This is a genomic window from Oceanihabitans sediminis, from assembly GCF_003337215.1.
Taxonomy (GTDB): Bacteria; Bacteroidota; Bacteroidia; order Flavobacteriales; family Flavobacteriaceae; genus Oceanihabitans; species Oceanihabitans sediminis.
On the sequence record NZ_QPIG01000002.1, the window covers coordinates 133,261 to 150,889 of the forward strand.

Annotated in this window: 18 protein-coding genes; 10 read left to right on the forward strand and 8 right to left on the reverse strand. The window is 31.5% G+C overall.

Annotated elements, in window-relative coordinates:
* Nucleotides 1–101 precede the first annotated feature (101 nt).
* The 7 genes from DU428_RS06350 to DU428_RS06380 form a co-directional block, all read right to left on the reverse strand.
* Entirely contained in the window at nt 102–494 is a 393-nt protein-coding gene (locus DU428_RS06350; RefSeq protein ID WP_072349122.1) for a nuclear transport factor 2 family protein, read from the reverse strand.
* On the reverse strand, nt 495–1,430 hold the full coding sequence (locus tag DU428_RS06355) for a UDP-3-O-(3-hydroxymyristoyl)glucosamine N-acyltransferase (RefSeq protein ID WP_113966123.1): 936 nt from the start codon (nt 1,428–1,430) through the stop codon (nt 495–497).
* A 67-nt stretch (nt 1,431–1,497) separates the two neighbouring features.
* The gene (efp, locus tag DU428_RS06360) at nt 1,498–2,064 is read right to left on the reverse strand and encodes an elongation factor P (protein ID WP_072349126.1); all 567 of its coding nucleotides are present in this window, start codon (nt 2,062–2,064) and stop codon (nt 1,498–1,500) included.
* A 60-nt stretch (nt 2,065–2,124) separates the two neighbouring features.
* The gene (lpxA, locus tag DU428_RS06365; RefSeq protein ID WP_113966122.1) at nt 2,125–2,910 is read right to left on the reverse strand and encodes an acyl-ACP--UDP-N-acetylglucosamine O-acyltransferase; all 786 of its coding nucleotides are present in this window, start codon (nt 2,908–2,910) and stop codon (nt 2,125–2,127) included.
* 3 nt (nt 2,911–2,913) lie between these two features.
* Nucleotides 2,914–4,320 carry a bifunctional UDP-3-O-[3-hydroxymyristoyl] N-acetylglucosamine deacetylase/3-hydroxyacyl-ACP dehydratase gene (locus DU428_RS06370; RefSeq protein ID WP_072349130.1) on the reverse strand — a complete coding sequence of 469 codons (1,407 nt, stop codon included), beginning with the start codon at nt 4,318–4,320 and terminating at the stop codon, nt 2,914–2,916.
* Entirely contained in the window at nt 4,307–5,335 is a 1,029-nt protein-coding gene (gene lpxD, locus DU428_RS06375) for a UDP-3-O-(3-hydroxymyristoyl)glucosamine N-acyltransferase (protein WP_072349132.1), read from the reverse strand. Before lpxD ends, DU428_RS06370 begins: the two co-directional genes overlap by 14 nt.
* A 61-nt stretch (nt 5,336–5,396) precedes the next feature.
* The gene (locus DU428_RS06380; protein WP_072349133.1) at nt 5,397–6,626 is read right to left on the reverse strand and encodes an HD domain-containing protein; all 1,230 of its coding nucleotides are present in this window, start codon (nt 6,624–6,626) and stop codon (nt 5,397–5,399) included.
* Between the two features lie 35 nt (nt 6,627–6,661).
* Between DU428_RS06380 and porX the strand changes: the two genes are divergently transcribed.
* From porX to DU428_RS06405, 6 genes are all read left to right on the forward strand, one after another.
* On the forward strand, nt 6,662–8,215 hold the full coding sequence (gene porX, locus DU428_RS06385; protein ID WP_072349135.1) for a T9SS response regulator signal transducer PorX: 1,554 nt from the start codon (nt 6,662–6,664) through the stop codon (nt 8,213–8,215).
* Nucleotides 8,216–8,304: 89 nt separating this feature from the next.
* Nucleotides 8,305–8,715, forward strand: coding sequence for a tRNA (adenosine(37)-N6)-threonylcarbamoyltransferase complex ATPase subunit type 1 TsaE (gene tsaE, locus DU428_RS06390; protein ID WP_072349137.1), 411 nt, complete (start codon nt 8,305–8,307; stop codon nt 8,713–8,715).
* A 138-nt stretch (nt 8,716–8,853) separates the two neighbouring features.
* Nucleotides 8,854–8,997 (forward strand): hypothetical protein, encoded by a 144-nt coding sequence (locus DU428_RS13380; RefSeq protein ID WP_165839147.1) that lies wholly within the window; start codon nt 8,854–8,856, stop codon nt 8,995–8,997.
* A 151-nt stretch (nt 8,998–9,148) separates the two neighbouring features.
* Entirely contained in the window at nt 9,149–9,481 is a 333-nt protein-coding gene (locus DU428_RS13520; RefSeq protein WP_243633456.1) for a hypothetical protein, read from the forward strand.
* Nucleotides 9,482–9,546: 65 nt separating this feature from the next.
* Complete coding sequence (locus DU428_RS06400; RefSeq protein ID WP_072349141.1) at nt 9,547–10,746, forward strand: alanine dehydrogenase; 1,200 nt, start codon at nt 9,547–9,549, stop codon at nt 10,744–10,746.
* Nucleotides 10,747–10,749: 3 nt separating this feature from the next.
* Nucleotides 10,750–11,118, forward strand: a complete 369-nt coding sequence (locus DU428_RS06405; RefSeq protein ID WP_113966121.1) for a DUF4258 domain-containing protein — start codon at nt 10,750–10,752, stop codon at nt 11,116–11,118.
* Nucleotides 11,119–11,177: 59 nt separating this feature from the next.
* Here DU428_RS06405 and DU428_RS06410 read toward each other — a convergent pair whose 3' ends face one another.
* Nucleotides 11,178–12,701 carry a T9SS type A sorting domain-containing protein gene (locus DU428_RS06410; RefSeq protein WP_072349145.1) on the reverse strand — a complete coding sequence of 508 codons (1,524 nt, stop codon included), beginning with the start codon at nt 12,699–12,701 and terminating at the stop codon, nt 11,178–11,180.
* Between the two features lie 436 nt (nt 12,702–13,137).
* On the opposite strand from DU428_RS06410, the gene DU428_RS06415 reads away from it, so the two are divergent.
* Genes DU428_RS06415 through DU428_RS06430 form a run of 4 tightly spaced genes read left to right on the forward strand, consistent with a single transcriptional unit; the run spans nt 13,138 to nt 17,627 of the window.
* Nucleotides 13,138–14,232, forward strand: a complete 1,095-nt coding sequence (locus tag DU428_RS06415) for a glycosyltransferase family 4 protein (RefSeq protein WP_113966120.1) — start codon at nt 13,138–13,140, stop codon at nt 14,230–14,232.
* Nucleotides 14,223–15,170: a glycosyltransferase family 2 protein gene (locus tag DU428_RS06420; RefSeq protein ID WP_113966187.1), complete on the forward strand. Its 948-nt coding sequence runs from the start codon at nt 14,223–14,225 to the stop codon at nt 15,168–15,170. The genes DU428_RS06415 and DU428_RS06420 overlap by 10 nt, the downstream gene beginning before the upstream one ends.
* Before the next feature lie 4 nt (nt 15,171–15,174).
* Nucleotides 15,175–16,512, forward strand: coding sequence for a murein biosynthesis integral membrane protein MurJ (gene murJ / locus DU428_RS06425; RefSeq protein ID WP_243633457.1), 1,338 nt, complete (start codon nt 15,175–15,177; stop codon nt 16,510–16,512).
* Entirely contained in the window at nt 16,509–17,627 is a 1,119-nt protein-coding gene (locus DU428_RS06430) for an O-antigen ligase family protein (protein ID WP_072349151.1), read from the forward strand. The genes murJ and DU428_RS06430 overlap by 4 nt, the downstream gene beginning before the upstream one ends.
* Nucleotides 17,628–17,629 lie beyond the last annotated feature (2 nt).

Here is a 17,629-nt window from a genome sequence, read left to right on the forward strand (position 1 = left end):
GATTTCTAGACTTTTTTAGAACCTATAAGTATTTTTTTAGATTCCTTGTGCAAAAGTAAGATTTTGCTAAGAGATTTTAAAGTGTTTTATACTTTAATTTCTTAAAAAGTGCTTAAACTAGTAGCGCTTTCGTCTGCAAGTAAACTTATTTGATATCCTTTGATAATTTTATCTCCTTCTACCTCCCAAATACTTGTAAAATGGGCTAAAGGTATTTCTTCTTCAGGGTTTTCAATAGTAGTTACATAGGATGTATAACGTATAGTTACCATGTTTCCATCTTGTAATAAGTGACTTATTTCAAAACGTAGCGTGTTATACATTTTTCTAACTTCTTCAAACACCATTTTTAATGCATCAATGTCTAGAATACTAAAGCCATCACTTGCATGCCAATTTACTTTACAGTCTTTATGAAAACACTGTTCTACAGCATCTGAATTATTTGCTAAGTCCGAATTATAAAATTTCTCAACAACTTCTTTAGGGGTCATTTACTTCTTTTTTAATTGTTCGACAATTTGAGGGATTTTTTTGATATAAGCCAATTCTTTCAGCTTTACTCTAGATTCTTCTATAGGAGTTCCAAAATATGACTTTCCTCCTTCAATAGATTTAGTTACACCTGTTTGACCAAGAATAACAGCTTTTTCGCCAATTGTAATGCCACTAGTGGTTCCTACTTGTCCCCAAATAGTAACTTCATCACCAATTATACAGCATCCTGCGATTCCTGTTTGTGAAGCTATCAAGCACTTTTTACCAATAACCGTATCATGTCCTACTTGAATTTGATTGTCAAGTTTTGAACCTTCACCAATGGTAGTGTCTCCTGTAACTCCTTTATCTATAGTACAAAGTGCACCAATATCAACATTGTCTTCAATAACTACTCTTCCTCCTGATATTAAAGGATCGAAGCCTTCTGGTCTCTTTTTATAATAAAAAGCAGAAGCTCCTAATATAGAACCTGCTTGAATTTTTACATTATTTCCAATTATTGTATCATCATAAATACTTACGTTGGAATGAATTATACAGTTATCGCCAATCACTACATTATTACCTATAAAGCAATTAGGCTGAATAATAGTGTTTTTACCAATCTTAGCAGATAGAGCAATTGCTACATTTGATGCTTGGAATGGTTTAAAGTGCTTGGTGATTTTATTGAAATCTCTAAAAGGATCATCACTAATTAATAATGCTTTTCCTTCTGGGCATTCCACTTCTTTATTAATTAAAACAATGGTTGCAGCAGACTGCAGTGCTTTATCATAATATTTAGGATGATCTACAAATACTACATCACCGGCTTCCACCACATGAATTTCATTTATACCAAGAACTGGAAAATCTGCATCTCCTATAAATTTACAATCTATAAGTTCTGCAATTTGTTTAAGTGTATGTGGTTTTGGGAATTTCATAAATTTGAATTTTAGCTTCAGTCAGTTTGTAAAGCTTTACAGCTGAACAAGGGCTATGAACTAAATATTATTCTTTTACACGCTCTTTATAAGTACCTTTTTCTGTTTCGATTTTAATCTTATCTCCTTCATTTATAAATAAAGGAACATTCACTGTTGCACCAGTTTCAACTGTTGCTGGCTTAGTAGCATTAGTTGCAGTATTTCCTTTAACACCAGGCTCAGTAGCTGTTACTTCTAAAATAACATTTGCAGGCATCTCTACGGAAAGTGGCATATTATCTTCTGTGTTAATAATTACTGTAACCACTTCTCCTTCTTTCATTAATTCTGGAGTGTCTAAAGCTGCTTCTAACAAACGAATTTGCGTATAATCTTCTTGGTTCATGAAGTGATAGAACTCACCATCATGATATAAAAATTGAAATTTATGTGTTTCTACTCTTACGTCATCTAATTTATGACCTGCAGAAAAAGTGTTTTCTAAAATTTTACCTGTAGATAAACTTCTTAGTTTCGTTCTTACAAACGCAGGTCCTTTACCAGGTTTTACGTGTAAAAATTCAATGATTTTAAAAATATCATTGTTGTGTCTTATACAAAGTCCGTTTCTAATATCTGAAGTTGTTGCCATATTATTTATTGTAAGTCTTTATTTTTTGTTATTTCCTTCTGATTGTATGTTGAAGGATGTTTAATTTGATTTAAAGTAACCTTTCATTATTCCTCGATGTGAATTCTTTATGAATTGAAGAATTTCATCACGTTCTGTAGTTGCTTCCATTTCAGCTTCAATAAGATCTGATGCTTGTGAAGTATTGTTGTTTTTCTGATATAAAATACGATAGATATCTTGAATCTCTCTGATTTTCTCTGTGGTGAAACCTCTTCTTCTCAACCCTACAGAATTGATTCCAACATAAGAAAGTGGTTCACGTGCTGCTTTTACAAACGGCGGAACGTCTTTTCTTACTAGAGACCCTCCGGTTACAAAGGCATGGTTTCCAATAGAACAGAATTGATGTACAGCAGTCATTCCTGCTAATACTACATAGTCTCCTACTGTAATATGTCCTGCCAAAGTACTATTATTTGAAAAGATACAGTTATTACCAACCACACAGTCATGTGCAATATGACAATAAGCCATAATCAAGCAATTGTCTCCAATTACTGTTTTCATTTTATCTGTAGTACCACGATTAATGGTTACACATTCTCTTATAGTAACATTATCACCAATGATGGTTAATGTATCTTCGTCGTTATATTTTAGGTCTTGAGGTACACCAGAAATTACTGCTCCAGGAAAAATATTACAATTTTTCCCTATTCTTGCTCCTTCCATGATAGTAACATTACTACCAATCCATGTTCCTTCTCCAATCACCACATTATTATGTATAGTTGTAAAAGGATCTATAACTACATTTTTAGCAATTTTTGCTCCAGGATGTACGTAAGCTAAAGGTTGGTTCATTTATTATTTTATTTTAGAAATTTGTGCCATTAATTCTGCTTCTGCACATAGTTTACCATTAGCATATGCATATCCTTGCATATGACAAATACCTCTACGAATTGGCGTAATTAAATCGCATTTAAATATTACTGTATCTCCAGGTACAATTTTTTGTTTGAATTTTACTTTATCTATTTTCATAAAGAAAGTTAGATAATTTTCAGGATCTGGAACGGTACTTAAAACTAGTATCCCTCCTGTTTGCGCCATAGCTTCTACTATTAAAACTCCTGGCATTACAGGTGCTCCTGGGAAGTGTCCTTTAAAAAACTCTTCATTCATAGTAACATTTTTCATGCCAATAACATGTTTGTCACTTAATTCGAAGATTTTGTCAATTAATAAGAACGGTTGTCTATGCGGCAACATATCCATTATTTTATTGACATCCATTAAAGGTTCTGAGTTTAAATCTACTTGAGGAACGTAGTTTCTTCTTTCATTTCTTATAATTTTTGAAAGCTTTTTAGCAAATTGTGTGTTCACATAGTGTCCAGGTTTATTTGCTATTACTCTACCTCTAATCCTTGTTCCAATTAAAGCTAAATCACCAATGACATCTAACAATTTGTGTCTTGCTGCTTCGTTTGGATGATGTAAAGTTAAATTATCTAAAATTCCGTTAGATTTTACAGCTATAGAATCTTTATTAAAAGCAACTTTTAATTTTTCCATTGTTTGAGAAGACAGTTCTTTATCTACATAAACAATAGCATTATTTAAATCGCCACCTTTAATTAATCCGTGCTCTAAAAGTGTTTCAATTTCATGTAAAAAACTAAAAGTTCTAGAGTTTGCTATTTGATCTTTAAATTCTGACATAGAGTTTAAAGATGCATTTTGCGTTCCTAAAACTTTAGTACCAAAGTCTACCATAGTAGTTACTTGGTATTCTTTAGCTGGCATTAAAATAATTTCACTTCCAGTTTCTTCATCTGTATAAGAAACCACACTATTTACAACATATTCTTCTCTTGTAGCTTCTTGCTCTACAATTTCAGCTTTTTCAAGTGCATCTATAAAATACTGTGAAGAACCATCCATGATTGGAGGTTCAGATGCATTTAGTTCAATTAATATATTGTCAATATCTAAACCAACTAATGCTGCAAGTACATGCTCGCAAGTTTGAATAGTTACTCCGTTTTTTTCTAAACAAGTACCACGCTGTGTGCTAGTTACATAGTTTGCATCTGCTTCAATAATTGGCTCTCCTTCTAAATCTATTCTTTTAAATCTAAAGCCAAAATTTTCATCTGCAGGTTTAAAGGTTAAATCTACTGTTTGACCTGTGTGCAAACCAACACCATTTAAAGACACTTCGTTCTTAATGGTCTTTTGTCTAATTTCAGTATTAACTATTGCCATCTATTTTTTTTTCTATTTCACTTATATTTTTAACAATCTTAGGTAAATTTTTAAAGTATACATAAGACTTGTTCCAATCTCCGTAATTAAAAGAAGGGGATCCTTGTAAAGTTTCGTTATCCTTTACATTTTTTCCAATTCCCGACTGTGCTTGTACACGAACTCCGTTTCCTATTATTAAGTGTCCTGCAATACCAACTTGCCCTCCAATTATACAGTTTTCACCAATTTTGGTTGAACCAGCAACTCCTGTTTGTGCTGCAATCACGGTGTTTTTACCAATATCTACATTGTGAGCAATTTGTATCTGGTTGTCTAACTTCACTCCTCTTCTTATTATAGTAGAACCTAAAGTAGCACGATCAATGGTAGTAGCAGCTCCAATATCCACAAAATCTTCTAAAACAACATTTCCTGTTTGTGGAACTTTAATATACTCGCCGTTTTCGTTTGGAGTAAATCCAAAACCATCGGCACCTAAAACTACTCCTGAGTTAATTACACAACTTTTTCCTATAATAGTATCTGAATAAACTTTTGCACCTGCAAAAATCACCGTACCATCATCAATAGTTACGTTGTCTCCTATATAAACGTTAGGATATATTTTTACATTTTCGCCAATTTTAACATTAGCTCCTATATATGTAAATGCACCTATATATATATTGTCTTTGTATGTAGCAGATTCTGCAATAAAAGAAGGTTGTTCTATTCCAACTTTATTGTTTTTTACAGAATTATAGTATTCTAATAATTGTGAGAAAGATTTATATGCATCCTCTACCTTGATTAAAGTAGTTTCAATATCATTTTTTGGTTCAAAGGATTTATTAACAATAGTAATAGATGCCTTTGTAGTATAGATATAGGATGTGTATTTAGGATTGGCAAGAAAGGTTAAAGAACCTTCTGTACCTTCTTCTATTTTTGAAAGTTTAGACACTTCAACATCGGGGTTTCCTACGATATCTCCTTCTAAAATTCCTGCAATTTGTTGCGCTGTGAATTTCACACTTTTTTGTTTAGTTTTTCGTAATTCTAGCAAAAATAAGAAAAAATGTGTTAAACCAACATTATAGTTTTTGTTTTGGGTAACATATATAATATTTCGTCACTGGTTTTGATAGTGCTTTTAGGTTTAATTGATCGGAAGCTTTAACAATATCCTCTGTTTTTCCGTTCTTATGAAGAATGTTAATTTTCTCTGTTTTATTCTCGTATGCCTGATTGGAAATCTGACCAGTAAACACAAAATAAGCTGCTTCAGCTTCGGAAATATGGTATTTAGAAATTAACGCATCAGTGTATTTCTGAAGACTTTCTTGTTTTATTTTCTTCTTTTTCAGCTTTACCTTTAACAAATCGCGATTTATAATCATTTCACACAAATTACGAAGGACAAAATCTTCATGAAATTGCCATGACTTCATTGCCGAAACCAAATCATAATCATCTAACATAGAGAAAGTATCTAGGACTTCTTTATTAAATTCATCTAAAGAAATTTCGTTCTTTAAAAAATACTGTAAAGGTTCGCTAGCTTCTAATACAATTCCTTTTGAAGTTAATTCTTTTGCGCGTTTTAAAACACGAATAAGTAACTGTTCTGCAGCCAAGCTAGTTTTATGTAAATATACTTGCCAATACATTAATCGTCTAGCTACTAAAAACTTCTCAACACTATAAATACCTTTGTTTTCAACTACTAGCTCATCATTTACCACATGAAGCATGGTAATTAATCTTTCAGAATTTATATTTCCTTCTGCTACTCCGGTATAAAAACTATCGCGTTTTAAGTAGTCTGCCCTATCCATATCTATCTGACTGGATATAAGCTGACACATAAATTTTCTAGGGTATTCTCCTTTAAAAATTTTAATTGCTAAAGTTAAACTTCCGTTAAATTCTGCATTTAGCGTTTCCATAAAAAGCAATGAAATTTCTTCATGCGAAACGTTATTTACAATACTATGCTCCATTGCATGAGAAAATGGTCCGTGACCAATATCATGCAAAAGAATAGCAACAAGCAGAGCTGTCTCTTCTTCTTCAGAAATTGAAACTCCCTTAAAGCGAAGCACCTGCACAGCTTTCTGCATTAAATGCATACAACCTAAAGCATGATGAAAACGTGTGTGGTGAGCTCCAGGATATACCAAATAAGACATTCCCATTTGGGTAATTCTTCTTAGTCTTTGGAAGTATTTATGCTCAATTAAATTAAAGATTAACGGATTGGGTATGGTAATAAATCCGTAAATTGGGTCGTTTAATATCTTAAGTTTGTTAATAGTCTGCAAGCTTTTAAAATTTTCAATATTATAAACAAATATACATGAACAATATAAATATTCTTTGGGTTGATGACGAAATAGATTTATTAAAGCCACATATCCTCTTTTTAGAAAAGAAAAACTATAAGGTTACACCCTGCAATAGTGGTTCTGAAGCTTTAGATATATTAGATGAGAAAAATTTTGATATTGTTTTTTTAGACGAAAACATGCCTGGACTTTCAGGATTAGAAACGCTAAACGAAATTAAAGAGAAACGCGACAACCTTCCCGTGGTAATGATTACCAAAAGTGAAGAAGAGTATATTATGGAAGAAGCTATTGGTAATAAAATAGCTGACTACCTTATAAAACCTGTAAATCCTAATCAAATTTTACTTAGTTTAAAGAAGAATTTAGATCACTCTAGGTTAATTTCTGAAAAAACCACGTCCAACTACCAGCAAGAGTTTAGAAAAATTGCCATGGAACTATCTATGGTTAACACTCACGAAGAATGGGCTACTTTATACCAAAAACTTATTTATTGGGAACTTCAACTGGAAAGCATTGAAGATATTGGGATGTTTGAAATATTAGAATCTCAAAAAAACGAAGCAAATACACAGTTTGGAAAGTTTATAGACAAGAATTATGTATCTTGGTTTGAAGCAAATACCGATGCTCCTACCTTATCTCATAACTTATTCAAAGAAAAAATTGTTCCAGAGTTAAGTTCAGAACAACCTACGCTTTTAGTTGTAATAGATAATTTGCGCTACGACCAATGGAAAGCCTTTGAGCCAATTGTAATAAACTACTATAAAAAAGAAAAAGAGTTTCCGTTTTACAGCATTTTACCTACTGCAACACAGTATGCTAGAAATGCTATATTCTCTGGCTTAATGCCAAGCGACATGGAAAAACTCCACCCTAATTATTGGAAAAATGATACCGATGAAGGTGGCAAAAATTTACATGAAGCAGAATTTCTTGAAGCACAAATGAAACGCTTGAGACTAACTCATTTAAAACATGAGTACTATAAAATCACGAGTCTTAAAGGCGGAAAGAAACTTGTAGACAACTTTAAATCCCTAAAAGAAAATGACTTAACCGTTATTGTTTACAACTTTGTAGACATGCTTTCTCACTCTAAAACAGAAATGGATGTTGTTAAAGAACTTGCTTCAAACGATAAAGCATACAGATCACTTACACAAAGTTGGTTTAAAAACTCTCCTTTATTAGAAATGATACAGCAAGCGCAACAATTAGGATTTAAATTAATTCTAACTACAGATCACGGAACCATTAATGTTAAAAATCCATCGAAAGTTATAGGTGACAGAGATACGAGTTTAAATCTTCGATACAAAACTGGTAGAAGCTTAACCTATGAAGAAAAAGATGTTTTGGTAGCTAAAGACCCAAAGTCAATACATTTACCATCTCTTAGCATGAGTAGTTCCTTTATTTTCGCTAAAAACGATTTGTTTTTTGCATACCCAAACAACTACAATCATTATGTAAGTTACTTCAGAAACACCTATCAACATGGGGGAGTTTCTTTAGAAGAAATGATTATTCCATTTGTGGTACTAAACCCCAAATAAAATACTAAGAACCTATCAAATTTTAACATATAACAACAAGGAAATCATTATATAAATAAGTATAATTGTAATCTCATAATTAAGTTGGTTTGGATATAAAATATACTATTAATGATTTAGATGAAATTGCTGATTTACTATTAGAAAAAAGCAATAGTAGAATTTTGTTATTTCACGGAGAAATGGGGGTTGGCAAAACAACGCTTATCAAAACATTAGTAAGTAAATTAGGAAGTTCAGATGAGGTACAAAGCCCAACCTACTCTTTAGTAAATGAGTATAAAACAAAGGATGCTAGTATCTATCATTTTGATTTATACAGAGTAAATGATTCCGAAGAGCTATATAATTTTGGTTTTGAAGAATATCTATTTGAAAATCATTGGGTATTTATAGAATGGCCAGAAATTGCTTCAGAATTTTTAACTGATGGTGTAACAGAAATTCATTTAGAATTAGAGGAAAATAACAGTAGAAAAATAAATATCATAAATACATAAAATCATTAATAGACCAAGATCTATTACAAAGTTTGAAATATTTATAATTTTTTTAACAAAACTTTAACATTTTAAAATTCCAAGAGAGCTATACATTATATATTTTCATCGTGTTAATTAATTTAATCCCTAAAAATTATGAAAGCGAAGAAGTATTTGATTGCAATGGTTCTATTTGGAGGAATGGTTTTTACAATACAAACGTCCCAAATTATTGATTTAAATGAGCAACCAACAACAGAAATTGAAAAATCAAAAATTAGAGTACCAAAACACGGATAAAAAAATAATAATCTTGGGAAGTGTAATTGCTACATTAATAGCATTATCTCCATTTTTATTTTATTTATATGAAAGTGTTCCCAATAAGAATATTTGGAGCACTTTTTTATTTGAATACGAGAGTAAAGGCTACAAAGACGTTAATACGGTCATGTGGCTTCTTACAGGTAAATTAGTACCATTAATACTACTTGTTATTTGGTTTTTTACTTGTAGACATTGGTGGTACCATACCTTATTGGTGCCTATAGTAATGTATACTTATCAAATCATAGGATTATTTAATGAAGACTTATCTTATATTGATGAGCTTCAATTTTTCTATATGCTTCCTGTAATGGCTATCATTATACCTTCAATATATCTAATTAAAGCTAAAATGTTTGATAAATTGAATACCGCCAATAAGACTATAACAGAACTGGAAGAAGAATTTACTGTACGTCCAAAAACAATTTGGGGAAAAATAAGACAGTATTTTTAATAAATAGCTTCAAAACTTTCAAAAAAATATTCGTAATTTGACTATCCAATTAACATAGTCAAAATATGTCTAAATCTATATCACCCTTTACCAAGCAACAATTACTTCCACAAGAAGAAACATTAGAGATTTTCAAGAAAAAAGGAAATCTATTTATTGGTATCCCTAAAGAAACCGCTTTTCAAGAAAAACGAATTTGCCTTACTCCAGATGCTGTTTCAGCATTGGTAGGAAACGGACATAGAGTTTTAATGGAAGCAGGAGCTGGAAAAGGAGCGAAATTTAGTGATAAAAATTATAGCGAAGCTGGTGCAGAAATCACTAATGATACTGCAAAAGTGTATGCATGCCCTATTGTTTTAAAAATTGAACCCCCTACCCTAGATCAGATTAAATTAATCAACCCACAAACCATACTAATTTCTGCGCTTCAGATTAAAACGCAAAACAAAAAGTATTTCGAAACCCTAGCAAATAAACGTATTACAGCTCTTGCTTTTGAATTTATACGCGATGAAGACGGAGCATATCCTGCTGTACGTTCTTTAAGCGAAATTGCTGGAACTTCTGCTATATTAGTAGCTGCGGAATTACTAAGTAATGTGAATGAAGGAAACGGATTGATGTTTGGAAACATTAGTGGGGTTCCTCCAATTGAAGTTGTAATTATAGGTGCTGGTACAGTCGGCGAATTTGCAGCTAGAAGCGCAATCGGACTTGGAGCAAACGTAAAAGTTTTTGACAATTCTATTTCAAAATTACGAAGAATTCAAACCAACTTAGGAAGAACCCTATTCACTTCTACTCTACAACCAAAAAACCTTAGTAAAGCATTAAAAAGATGTGATGTTGTGGTTGGCGCAGTAAGAGGGAAAAACAGAGCCCCAATTATTGTAACCGACTCCATGGTTGCCAATATGAAAGCAGGATCTGTAATTATAGATGTTAGCATAGACATGGGGGGGTGTGTTGAAACCAGCGAAGTTACTTCACATAAATCTCCTACCTTTATAAAACACGGTGTTGTACATTATTGTGTACCCAATATTCCTGCTAGATTCGCTAGAACCGCCTCTATATCAATCAGCAACATGTTCACCCCTTACCTATTAAAAATTGCTGAAGACGGTGGATTAGAAAATTCCCTTAGATTTGATAGAGGTTTAAAAAATGGTTTGTACTTTTACCATGGAATTTTAACCAATAAATCAGTTGGTGAATGGTTCGATTTAAAACACAGTGATATTAACTTACTTATCTTTTAACTTGTGCAACTAATAAGAAGAATTGGATATTATCTTGGAGGATTCGCTTTAGGATTAATTATTCTCGCATTTATTTTTAACGGAAAAAGAACATCTTGTGCTTACGGGCCAGAAGCAAGAGTCTTAAAAAACATAAACTCAAAAACACTTATTTATAGTGAAAGCACAAAAACTCTAATTTCTGAAAAGAAAGTAGATAGTGCCTCTATCAAGCAAGCTTTAATGAGAGGAGATGTTGTTTTTAGTAAAAGTAATACTAGACAAAAACCTTGTGGAATCTATGCTATTGAAAGCAAAATAGAAGATAGTGAAGTACTACTTACTATTGAAAACTGCGACAGCATAGCTACCTTACAAACTATAAAATGGTAACAAAAAAAAGCTTCATAAATTAATATGAAGCTTTTTTAAACCGTTATAATTGAAGTAAATTATTCTTTAATAATCTTTTTAGTCACTTTTTTACCGTTTACATCCATCGTTAATAAATATACTCCTGTTGGATAAGACGAAATATTCAAGCTAGCAGAACTTTCATTTTCTATCTTTTTATTCACTAACATTCTACCAAGTATATCGTGTAATTGTAAAGTTGCTAAAGTAGTATTCTGTCCAGAAAGCTTAATATTAACAACATCTGTTACAGGATTAGGATATACTTTTACTGTATTTTCTGTAGTAACTTCATTCTCTGTTACACTTAATGATTCTTGAGGATATTCTAAAATCCAAGCTGGAGGATTAGGATCTGATTTTATACTACTATCATCCCAGTTACTAGCAAAAAGTATTTTAGTTCCATCTCTATTTGGTACAGCCATAGTTGAATGTCCGTTTCCTGGAGATACATCATTATGATGTTTTGTATAACGCTCTATAATACCTGAACCATCTAGTTTTATTGCAAATATCTCTCTGGATGCAACATCATGATCGGTACAACATTGCTCACTAATATAAGCCCATCCTGGTCTGTCTGTATTTCTACAACTAATATGACCTCCCCAAATTCCTCCTGGGTATTCAAATAAGTTAGTTACTCCACCACCATCTAATCTTGCAGAATATATATAAGAACCTTGATCCCATCCACTAGCTCCTTGGTAAGAAACTAAAACATCGTTACCGTTAGTGTCTATTCCTAAGTCAGCGTGTTCCGTAACATTATGTATATGTCTTTCATTCTGCATATTAATATCATATGATTTAACACCTTGCGTAGGTCCTGAACCTTCAGCTCTCCACATTGCAACTGCAAAATTTCCTGATTGCGAAACTGAAAACCAATCTAAATCTCCACTAGAACCTATGTCTTTTGTTCCTTCAATAACATCATCATGAATATTATAAACTACTAGAGTTCTGTTACTTCCATTTTTCCCGATGATTCCAACATATTTATCATCATTCGACTGATTTCCTTCTCCAAAACCAAAATCAATACTGTCGTATTCATCAAAACTTCTTAAGGTTACTTTCGTGTTAGTAAGCACATTAAACTTAACAAAGTTGTTACCTGGCGTTCCATACATATAATTAGGCTCTGTATTTGCCCATCTTCCGTAAGAAGGAATATCTCTCCAATATAAAAATTCGAAAGTTTCACCATCTAAAATTGCTGCAGGATATCCAGCTAACTTAATTAAAGTTCCATCAGAGTTCCATGTTTGATCTTTAGCATAATTATGTCTAATCTTTTGAGAAGTAGTACCAAAAACATCTTTATCACTAATACGTGTAATTGTACTTCCTGATAAGTTTTCAGTAAAAGGCTCTAAATAACCTGGTAATGAACCAGACGGTGATTGATAAGGTTGATAATTTACTGTAGAAAGTAAAATTTGTTCCGGATAGTTTTGGGCTTTTACATTTAGACTAAATGTTAAAAATGTAAATAAAAATGCTCTTGTTAAGCTTCTGTTGTTCAGAAACTTATTTGTAATGTTTTTCTTCATTTTAATGGTTTTGCTATTAATCTGGCGCTAAATTATAATTTCAACTTCTTAAAAAGATAAACTGCGTATTTTTTCGATGAAATACACTATTTATGTAATTTTAATCTTACATATCGTGTGTTTTGTAGGCATTTATCTACCGTTAATCGATAGATTATCAAACAGATACAAGGTTTTAAAATATGCAAATAGAACTTATATACGCACAGAAAGAAGTAATGGATTATAACTTGTTTTAAAAAATACATCAAACACTTAATAATCTGATTATCTGCATATTTTAAATAATCAACTTGCACTTAAAATATAGAAAGAAGCATTTCATCTAATATCTGTAGTACAACACTTGTTAAATCCAAAAATTGACTATTTTTAAAGAGCTATTAATCATTATTAGCTATTGAATATCAGCAGCTAATAGAATCCCAAGAGTTTCTTGAAAAGAAAAAAACTTGCTTTTATTATACCTAGCCTTAAAGCTGGTGGTGCAGAACGTGTTGTTTCTACTTTAACAAATCAATTGATTTCAGATTTCGATATTGTTATTGTAGTACTTTATAAGTGTATTCCCTTTTATAGTCTAAACCCCAAAATAAAAGTTGTTTTCACTAAAGACATATATAATAGCACTCCTAATTTTTTTCAATCCATTTTTAATCACTACAAACTAATAAGTATTACCAAGAAGTATATACAAAAGGAAAATGCAGATATTATTATAGGTTTCACCACGATAGCAAATATTTACAGTGTTTTAATTTCTAAAAAACTTAAAATACCTTCTATAATAAGTGAACGTATTCATCCTACTTTTGGTGATGTAAGTAATTTTTGGGTTAAAGTGAGAAAACTGGTTTATCCTAAAACAGATGCTTTAGTAATTCAAACCAATGAAATAAAAAACTGTTTTATAGATATTGTTAAAGAAGAAAAACTTGAAATCATAAATAATCCCTTAGCCGAAGAATTAGTAGCACAAAGGAACTTTCAAACTGAAAAAGAAAACCACATAATTTGTGTCGCAAGATTAGAGGAGCAAAAAAACCAGGAGTTATTGATTCGAGCATTTTCTAAAATTGAAAGAAAAGATTGGAAACTCCTTTTCATAGGAAATGGAAGCAATAAAGAAGCTTATGAAGCACTAGTAAACACATTAAATATGAATGATAGTGTTGAATTTATTGGAGCTGTAAAAGATGTTTCCTTCTATTATAATCGTGCTAAAATATTTGTTTTACCCTCCAGTTTTGAAGGATTCCCAAATGCCTTAATTGAAGCAATGTACTACGGATTACCTTGTATTGCCACAAATTGTCCTTCAGGACCTTCAGAAATTATTATAGATGGAGAGAACGGTTTTTTAATTCCAGTGAACGATCAAGTTAGTTTAGAAAACAGACTAACACAATTAATAAACAATCCTAGTTTGCAAGTTCAGTTTAAAGATAAAGCTATAGAAAGTACTAAAATTTTTGAAGCTGAATACATTGCGAACAAATGGAGAGAATTAATAATAAAGGTATGCAGTTAACAAATTTAATTCCGAAATACAAGAAACAAGAACCAAGTGATTACGCGTATACGTTTACAGTATTTACTCCTATTTATAATAGAGCTGATACCTTAGAACGAGTTTTTAAATCTTTAAATGCGCAAACTTTTACAGATTTTGAGCTGCTTTTAATAAATGATGGGTCTAAAGATAATTCACATGAAGTTGCATTAGAGCTTATTAAAACAGCCAAGTTCCCTGTAAACTATATAAATAACACCGAAAACAAACACAAAATGGCTTGTATCATGCAAGCAATACCATTAGCAAAAGGAAAATTCTTTTTGCCTTTTGATTCGGATGATGAATCTACTGCAGATGCTTTAGATGTTTTTAAAAGAGAATATGATTCTATCCCAAACGAAAAAAAGAATAATACAAGTGGGGTAACTTGTTTATGTAATGATCAACATGGGAATTTAGTTGGTGAACCCTTTATAAACTCCCCACATTATAGTAACACTTTCAGACAACAGATGGAACAACCAAAAGCTTTAGAGAAATGGGGATTCATTAAGACTGATGTCATGAAAGGGCTTCTAGTAAATCCTGCAATTTTTTCAAAAGGATATATTCCAGAGGGCGTACTTTGGGAACTCATTGCAAGACAAGGTTATGAAACAAAATATATAAATATAGCTCTTAGAACCTATTATTTAGATACAGCAAATGCTATTTCCATTCAAAACCATGAAAAGGATGCATTCGGAATGGCCATTTACTCTCTAAGCATACTGAATTGGTTTTATAAAGATTATTTAATCAAATACCCGAAGCTTTTTATAAAACGAGTTTACACCCTATTAAGAGCTTCCCAATATTTAGAATTTCGTTTATCAGATTATCAACAAGCAATACAGAGTAAAAGACTAAAAACACTTTTCACTCTAGGATGGCCTTTTAAAAAACTACTGTAACATATTGAAAAATCTAAATATCATAGCGTCTATTAAAAAACTATTAAGAAACCCAACTGTTATCAATGTCTTAACAGTTGCAATCATTAGTGTTTTTGTAAAAGGGCTTGGTTTTTACAAAGAAATTGTTGTTGCCGGTGCTTTTGGTTTATCTGAAATCTTAGACACCTTTTTTATTGCAGCTTTATTACCCGGATTTGTTAGCGAAGTATTTTTAAACGCATTTAACACAGTTTTTATCCCTAATTATATTGCTGAAAAAGAGTCTACAAATAAAATAGGCGCTTTTCAATCTGCTAGCTTTCTTGTTACACTAACAGTTGCTTTATTTTTTATAGTTATCTCCTATTTATTTACAGATGTTTTTTTAGAAACATTTTTTAACGGACACACAGAAAGCTATTATACACTAGTAAAAGTTCAGTTTTACTACCTTTTACCATGTATACTATTTTGGGGTTTAACCTCTTTATTAAGTGGCTTATTAAACATATATGATGAGTTTAGGTATTCTTCTATTTATCCGGTTTTAACATCTATAAGCATGCTAGTATGCCTTTTATTTTTCAAAGAACAACTACAAGAAAGAGTGCTTGCTGTTGGTATGCTTACTGGGAGTATCGCTCAGTTTCTATTTCTACTTTTTATTGCAATTAAAAAGAACATTATACAAATAGATAAGCCAGATTTTTTTGGATTACACACACAAACTATGTTTAAACAGGTACCGGCAAAAGTCTCTTCTGGATTTTTAACAGGTTTAATTTCTGTAACCGATCAATTTTTTGCTGCACAACTCGTAATTGGCTCTATTACTGCATTAAATTATGGCTTGCGAATACCTGCTTTTTTTACAACCATAATAGTTATGGCATTAGGAAATGTACTCCTTCCCTATTTTTCAAAACTTTCTATCAATAATAAAGACGAAGCCTTTAAAACCTTATACAATATATTAAAACGATTGTTTATAGGTTTACTCGTAGTTTCTGTTGTTCTAATTTTACTTTCAGATTTTATTGTTGAATTGTTTTTTGAACGAAATGCTTTTACTTCAGACGATACGGTAAAGGTTGCAAATATCCAACGTATGTTTTTAATAGGATTACCATTTACTATATGTGGAAACATCATCGTAAGATTTTTAACTAGTATAAATAAGAATGCATTTATGGCTTATGTTTCTTTTGCTACAGTAATCTTAAACATTGTTTTAGATATTATTTTAATGAAATATTTTGGTGTTTTCGGAATAGCTCTCTGTACAGCTTTACTGCAGATATTTAGAAGTTTAGTCTTTTTAAATTATACTAAAAAACAAGAAAATGTTTTAGCTATATGAAAGAATTACTAAAACATATCATTCTTGCGTTAACGATTTTAAACGTACCAACCTTCGGATTAGCATCCTTTAATCCATCTGTTGGTTCTCTTTCTGCAGCAATGTTAGTGGTTGCTTTAGCGCTTTACTACTTTTTCATAAAAAAAAGTAAACCATTAATCGCTTTATTAGTACTTGGGATACTTTACTATTCTATCTCCGGGTTTAATTTTTCTGGTCCGCCAAATGTATTTATAAAAGACATTTTTAGATATTTTCTATTTATCATTTCTGTTACAGAAGTTGCAAAAAACACTACAAATGCAGAGGCTTGCTTCTATTTACTTATAGGTGCTGGAAGTGTTATTGTAAATGCACTTATTTTTTCGGATGATTACGGAAGATATGCCGGTTTTTACCTTAACCCTAATCGAGCAGGATTAATTTGTATTTTGGGCTTTGCTTTCACTTATAGGCTAACCAATAAAAAGTATAGAATAATTGCGCAGTTACTTTTTACTCTAGCAGGAATTGCTACTTTATCGCGTTACTTCCTACTACTATTAGTTCTTATAAATATCACTTCATTATTTGCAAATAGAAAAAATATTGCCGGATTATTTATTGGCGCAATTGGACTTGTTATTATTATAAACACTCCTGCTTTCGAACTTAATAAAGAAAGATTTGATGCTTTAGACAGCTTTTTTAGTGAAGGAGAAGTTAAAACCACCACTGTAACAAGAGAGTCTAGACAAGAAACCTGGGCTCTATATACAGATGTTATTGTTAATAATGTTTTAATTGGGAATGGCTACGGATCTATGCAAGGCCAACAAGCAGATACTGTAGGAATTAAAGTTGGAGTTCATAATTCCTACTTAATGGTAGTTGGCGAAGCCGGGATTCTTCCATTTTTAATGATGATACTATTTTATGCAAGTTTAGCCATAAAAAGCCTTCTTAAATTCCGTACTAATCCGGAATATTTATACTTATCCCTCATAATAACCAGCTACTTATTGGTTTCTCATAACTATTTCTATAATTATATCATCTTATTTTTTTCGATATGGTTATTTGCGAAAGTTACTATGGATACAGAAGAAAAAGTAGATAACCTTGAAAATGAATAAAA

Coding starts and splice junctions, on each gene's coding strand:
- DU428_RS06350 (WP_072349122.1), bottom strand. CDS start 494: ATGACCCCTAAAGAAGTTGTTGAGAAATTTTATAATTCGGACTTAGCA.
- DU428_RS06355 (WP_113966123.1), bottom strand. CDS start 1,430: ATGAAATTCCCAAAACCACATACACTTAAACAAATTGCAGAACTTATA.
- efp (WP_072349126.1), bottom strand. CDS start 2,064: ATGGCAACAACTTCAGATATTAGAAACGGACTTTGTATAAGACACAAC.
- lpxA (WP_113966122.1), bottom strand. CDS start 2,910: ATGAACCAACCTTTAGCTTACGTACATCCTGGAGCAAAAATTGCTAAA.
- DU428_RS06370 (WP_072349130.1), bottom strand. CDS start 4,320: ATGGCAATAGTTAATACTGAAATTAGACAAAAGACCATTAAGAACGAA.
- porX (WP_072349135.1), top strand. CDS start 6,662: ATGAACAATATAAATATTCTTTGGGTTGATGACGAAATAGATTTATTA.
- DU428_RS13380 (WP_165839147.1), top strand. CDS start 8,854: ATGAAAGCGAAGAAGTATTTGATTGCAATGGTTCTATTTGGAGGAATG.
- DU428_RS13520 (WP_243633456.1), top strand. CDS start 9,149: ATGTGGCTTCTTACAGGTAAATTAGTACCATTAATACTACTTGTTATT.
- DU428_RS06400 (WP_072349141.1), top strand. CDS start 9,547: ATGTCTAAATCTATATCACCCTTTACCAAGCAACAATTACTTCCACAA.
- DU428_RS06410 (WP_072349145.1), bottom strand. CDS start 12,701: ATGAAGAAAAACATTACAAATAAGTTTCTGAACAACAGAAGCTTAACA.
- DU428_RS06420 (WP_113966187.1), top strand. CDS start 14,223: ATGCAGTTAACAAATTTAATTCCGAAATACAAGAAACAAGAACCAAGT.
- DU428_RS06430 (WP_072349151.1), top strand. CDS start 16,509: ATGAAAGAATTACTAAAACATATCATTCTTGCGTTAACGATTTTAAAC.